Origin of the sequence: Paenibacillus xylaniclasticus (assembly GCF_004001065.1) — a bacterium.
Classification (GTDB): Bacteria; Bacillota; Bacilli; order Paenibacillales; family Paenibacillaceae; genus Paenibacillus_T; species Paenibacillus_T xylaniclasticus.
On record NZ_BIML01000067.1, the window covers coordinates 1 to 4,545 of the forward strand.

The 4,545-nt window shown below is 53.8% G+C and carries 5 protein-coding genes; 4 read left to right on the forward strand and 1 reads right to left on the reverse strand.

Going from position 1 to position 4,545, the window contains the following annotated elements; genetic code table 11:
• Window positions 1–150 precede the first annotated feature (150 nt).
• Complete coding sequence (locus PXY01_RS21875) at window positions 151–1,578, forward strand: hypothetical protein (protein ID WP_127573245.1); 1,428 nt, start codon at window positions 151–153, stop codon at window positions 1,576–1,578.
• On the opposite strand, the gene PXY01_RS21880 is transcribed toward PXY01_RS21875, so the two are convergent.
• On the reverse strand, window positions 1,575–1,937 hold the full coding sequence (locus PXY01_RS21880; RefSeq protein ID WP_127573246.1) for a winged helix-turn-helix transcriptional regulator: 363 nt from the start codon (window positions 1,935–1,937) through the stop codon (window positions 1,575–1,577). The genes PXY01_RS21875 and PXY01_RS21880 overlap by 4 nt on opposite strands.
• 159 nt (window positions 1,938–2,096) lie before the next feature.
• Here PXY01_RS21880 and PXY01_RS21885 point away from each other — a divergent pair, with 159 nt between their 5' ends.
• Genes PXY01_RS21885 through PXY01_RS21895 form a run of 3 tightly spaced genes read left to right on the forward strand, consistent with a single transcriptional unit; the run spans window position 2,097 to window position 4,341 of the window.
• Window positions 2,097–2,732 carry an amino acid ABC transporter permease gene (locus PXY01_RS21885; RefSeq protein ID WP_246028066.1) on the forward strand — a complete coding sequence of 212 codons (636 nt, stop codon included), beginning with the start codon at window positions 2,097–2,099 and terminating at the stop codon, window positions 2,730–2,732.
• A 22-nt stretch (window positions 2,733–2,754) separates the two neighbouring features.
• Window positions 2,755–3,528 (forward strand): amino acid ABC transporter ATP-binding protein, encoded by a 774-nt coding sequence (locus tag PXY01_RS21890; protein WP_127573252.1) that lies wholly within the window; start codon window positions 2,755–2,757, stop codon window positions 3,526–3,528.
• Window positions 3,529–3,555: 27 nt separating this feature from the next.
• The gene (locus tag PXY01_RS21895) at window positions 3,556–4,341 is read left to right on the forward strand and encodes a transporter substrate-binding domain-containing protein (protein ID WP_164744548.1); all 786 of its coding nucleotides are present in this window, start codon (window positions 3,556–3,558) and stop codon (window positions 4,339–4,341) included.
• The last annotated feature ends 204 nt before the right edge of the window (window positions 4,342–4,545 follow it).

Consider the following 4,545-nt stretch of genomic DNA (forward strand, 5'->3'; position numbering starts at 1 on the left):
ACAATAAGCTCCCTGCTGCGGCTCTTTATTTTCTTACAGTACCCATTCGGGAACTATGTACCTAATCTGTGTCTATCTCACGAAAAAGTGCATTCTATTCGCATTGGAATTGTTGTGATAGGATGAACCAAACGGAAAGGATGGTGTCTTATGTCATCGTATCGTTTGAGCGTGGGGGAGCAGCGAGTGGTGTGGGGGACACTGATCGAGCCCGCCGTCCGTGCAGATGTTGATTTTGGCCGATCCGTGACTCCTTCGGCGTACAAAGGGTTATGGGAATGGGACATTCCGAATGGCGTATATACGGCAAGGGGGATCGTCAGGGAATTAGGCGTACTGCTCGAGGCGGTATGCGTTCAATTAGGCGAAGCGGTGAATCTCGAAGCGCTGCTGGTGAATCTGGAGAAGACCCTTGCAATTACTGGACGGGAGACTGCGCTTCCACTTGGGGCCCTGGAGCTGCATGACCCTGGAAGGTCCGAACTGTCTGCTCATGCCGGACTGATCGGGGAGACGCTGTCACGGTGGGCCCGCGAGTTCGCCGGTGAGGAACGCTGCTTGCGGGGGCTCAGTCGCGAGGTGCTGGGACGTCTCGTCTTCCGAAGCCAGTGCGATCACCACCTGTGGACGCATGAGGTAACGGATATGCTGACGGGACCTGCAGGCGGGACGTCTGTCATGCAGTTATTCAACGAGTACCTCCACCAGATGGTTCTCCTCCGCGACGGGCTTCTTCCATTTCAGAATTGGCAGGAAGTTCCGCTGGAGTTGACTGCGCGGCAGGCTCGGGGACTGCGCTATACGGAACAATCGCATGAAGCATTCTTATCGAGCTTCCTGGCCAGACAGCTGGACCATCAATTGTTGGTTGACTATGCGGCAAGCCTGCTGGCGCCGGGGCTGCCTTCGGGCGGTTATGGTTTTCAGTATCGACAAGGAACGATATTGCCGGCCAGCCTGGGATCCGCACTGGCAGAGGCGCCTCGCTATCTGCTTCGCTGGTATCCGGTAAGAACAATAGCGTCTGTCGATCGTGATGTGATTGGATTCGCATACGAGTATCCCGACTACACTATGGCGCCGAGATCGTTGCTGGGGAGCAGTGAGACGGTGGATAGTGCGGAAGATGAGGACTGGAGCAGTATCGTGGAGGCAAGATTGCGTCCGTCATGGGTGAATGACCATCAAGCGGTCATTCCATTTATTCTGCGTTCGCATTCAGGCAACGAGAAGTATGCTGTCGATTTGGGGCAGATCTTCCGAGGGCATCGGTTTCATTACCGCACCAGCGCTGCAGCCAAGCAGTCAGCCACCGTGTCCGCGACTAAAGAGAAGTCCGAAATCGTCCATCACCGTGCAGGCCGGATCCTCTTTCTCTCAGGATTGGTGGCGAGCGAAGCGGGGACGCATGTAATCGAGACAGGAGGGAATGAACTGGTCGCAAGAGCACTGCTCGGGAAGCTGTATCCCCAGAATATCGTCCTGCTCGAACACGGTGATGCGGAGGAGCTAGAGCAGGCCAAGTACGCGGGCAAAGGATTCGGTGCGAAGTTCGTGCTTCATCCAGGTCAGGATTAAGCTCGTTTATCTTCTGCTGCCGAAGCCTCGGCCGGAAAGCTGTTCACATAATCGGCCCCGAAGTTGCACAATTGCTTCAGAATCGGGACTAGCCGAATGCCGCGTTCGGTCAGATTGTATTCTACCTTGGGAGGAACGACAGGGTACACACTGCGTGCAATCAGACCGTCGCGTTCCAGGTCGCGTAGCTGTTCGGTCAGCATTTTGTGGGTGGCGCCGGGCATGAGCTTCAACAGCTCACCGAATCGGAACGTTCGGTCAGCCAGATGGCTGAGGATGAGAATTTTCCACTTGCCGCTTACGAGCTCCATCGTGATCTCGGAGGCGCAGCGATATTCCTTGTCCCGGAACTGAATCATAAGGCACCCCTCTCTTTAAAACCCAGTATTTCAATCGACTTACCTTATACTTTAGCAAAATATTACATCTGCATCAACAACTTATTTGCAGGCAGACGTTAGCTCGAGGTGACAATCATGACTCCGGAACGCTTAGACCGCATCTTGGAGATTATCTCTATGTCGTTGATGCCCCTGCTGAAGGGCACGGTCTTGTATACGATACCGATCTCGCTGTTATCCTTCGCGTTGGGACTCGTATGCGCATTAATTATCGCCCTCGCCGGCATATCGGCTAACCCCTTCATTCGAGTACCTTCCCGGGTATATGTGTGGATCATTCGCTGTACGCCGATTTTGGTGCAGCTATTCCTGATCTTCTATGGCTTGCCGAGCCTCGGTATTCTGCTGTCGCCGTTCGCCAGCATCGTGATCAGCTTAACAATCTCGGAAGCGGCCTATTCGTCGGAGATTATGAGGGCGGCCATTCTGTCGATTCCGCGCGGTCAATGGCGGGCAGGTTATGCACTGGGCATGTCGAGAACCCAGAACTTAATCCGCGTCGTTCTGCCGCAGTCGTTCCGAATCTGCGTGCCAAGCTTCGGCAATCAGTTCATTACGCTCTTCAAGACGTCGTCGCTCGCTGCGCTCGTGACGATTCCCGACTTGTTCGGTGCGGCCAAGCTGATTGCCGCTTCGACCTTCGAACCGATGCTGCTATACCTGATTGCGGGTACGTATTATCTCATTCTCTGCTCCGCACTTACGATCTGGCAGTCCCGATTGGAGAAGCGGGTCGGGGTCTATCAGACATGAGGACAGGAGGGGAATCATCATGCTGTTATCTCTTCAAGGCATCACGAAGCAATTCGGCGATGTGCCGGTGCTGAAGGGTATCGGCCTGGAGCTGCCGCAGGGGTCAACGACGGTTATTATCGGTCCGTCAGGCTCAGGCAAGTCGACGCTGCTGAACTGCATCAATCTGCTGGAGCTTCCAACGAGCGGAAGCATTCGTCTTGGCGAACGGCAGCTTCATTTTTCTCCGAAGGAGAAGCAGAGTCTGAAGGAGATTCTGGCATTTCGGCGGCAGACGGGAACGGTGTTCCAAGGGAACTTTCTGTTTCCCCACATGACCGCCTTAGAGAATGTGATGGTTGGCCCCATTACGGCCCGAAAGTTAACGAAATCACAGGCGCAAGCTCGCGCCGTTGCGTTGTTGGAGCAAGTAGGACTGGGCGATTTGCGGGATCGCTACCCGTATCAGCTCTCTGGCGGGCAGCAGCAGCGGGTCGGGATCGCCAGGGCGATGTCGATGGAGCCGCAAATTCTCCTGTTCGATGAACCGACTTCCGCTCTCGATCCGGAACTCGTCGGCGAGGTGCTGGAGGTGATGCGTTCCTTAAGCCGCTCCGGCATCACCCTCATCGTGGTGACGCATGAGCTCGAGTTCGCCAGCCGAGTCGCGGATCGAGTGCTATTCATGGATCAGGGCATGATTCTGGAGGATGGCCCGCCAGAGGCGGTCTTCGTTCATTCCCGCCAAGAGCGGGTTCGGCAATTCGTAAGCCGACTGCCGAATTTTGCTGCATTAATTCCTACGTACTCCATCTAAAAGTACATTATCGGAGGATGAATGATCGTGTTCAGACAAGTCTTGGTTCTCATTCTTGCAGTAAGCTTCATCTTGTCCGCATGCAGCACCGACAAAGGACAGAGTGGAAGTTCGCTTGAGCAATTGAAGAAAAAAGGGGAGATCATCGTCGCCACCACCGGCACGTATCCGCCATACTCGTATCACGATGCTGACGGCTTAACCGGATTCGACATTGATATCTCCAAGGAGATCGGCAGGCGGATCGGCCTCAAGGTGAAGTTCGCCGAAGTGGAGTTTGCTGGCATGTTCTCTGGTCTCGACGGCGGGCGCTTCGACACGATCCCGCAGCTGTCGATTACCGAGGAACGTAAGAAGAAGTATGACTTTTCCGATCCTTATCAATTTTCCAACTTGACGTTGATTGTTCTCGAAGAGAACCAGGAGATGAACAGCTTTGAGGATCTGAAGGGGAAGAAGACGAACGGGCTCGCGGAATCGGTTCAAGGGGCGTTAGCCTTGCAGTATGGAGCAACTCTCGTTCCGGAAAACGGCGATTCAGTTGAGCTATTGACATCGAAGCGGGTAGATGCGCTCATCTATAACAGCCTATACTTCCTGGATTTGCGCAAGAAACGGCCCGATCTTAAGATCAAAATAGTCGACCAGTCCGATGATATCGAGACCGCGGCGTACCTGTTCAGGAAAGGCAACGAGGATACGATTCAAGCCTTCAACGAAGCGCTGAAGGCCATGCATGAAGACGGAACTTACGCGCAGATCTCGACGAAATACTTCGGGAAGGACATCTCCGAAGGAATGCTCGACTATTGATAAGAGAGACCCCATATTGACGCAACAAGACCCTTGTTCATCCGGACCAGATGAACAAGGGTCTTGTCCCGCATTAACGTTCCACAAGTCGGCTAGACAGCATACAAAATAAAGATCGTCGATTTAAGAAGATGGTCGACAACGCTGAAATGAAGCAGAGCATGTCCCGAGTTGGGCGTTGTATTGACAACGGTCCAATGGAAT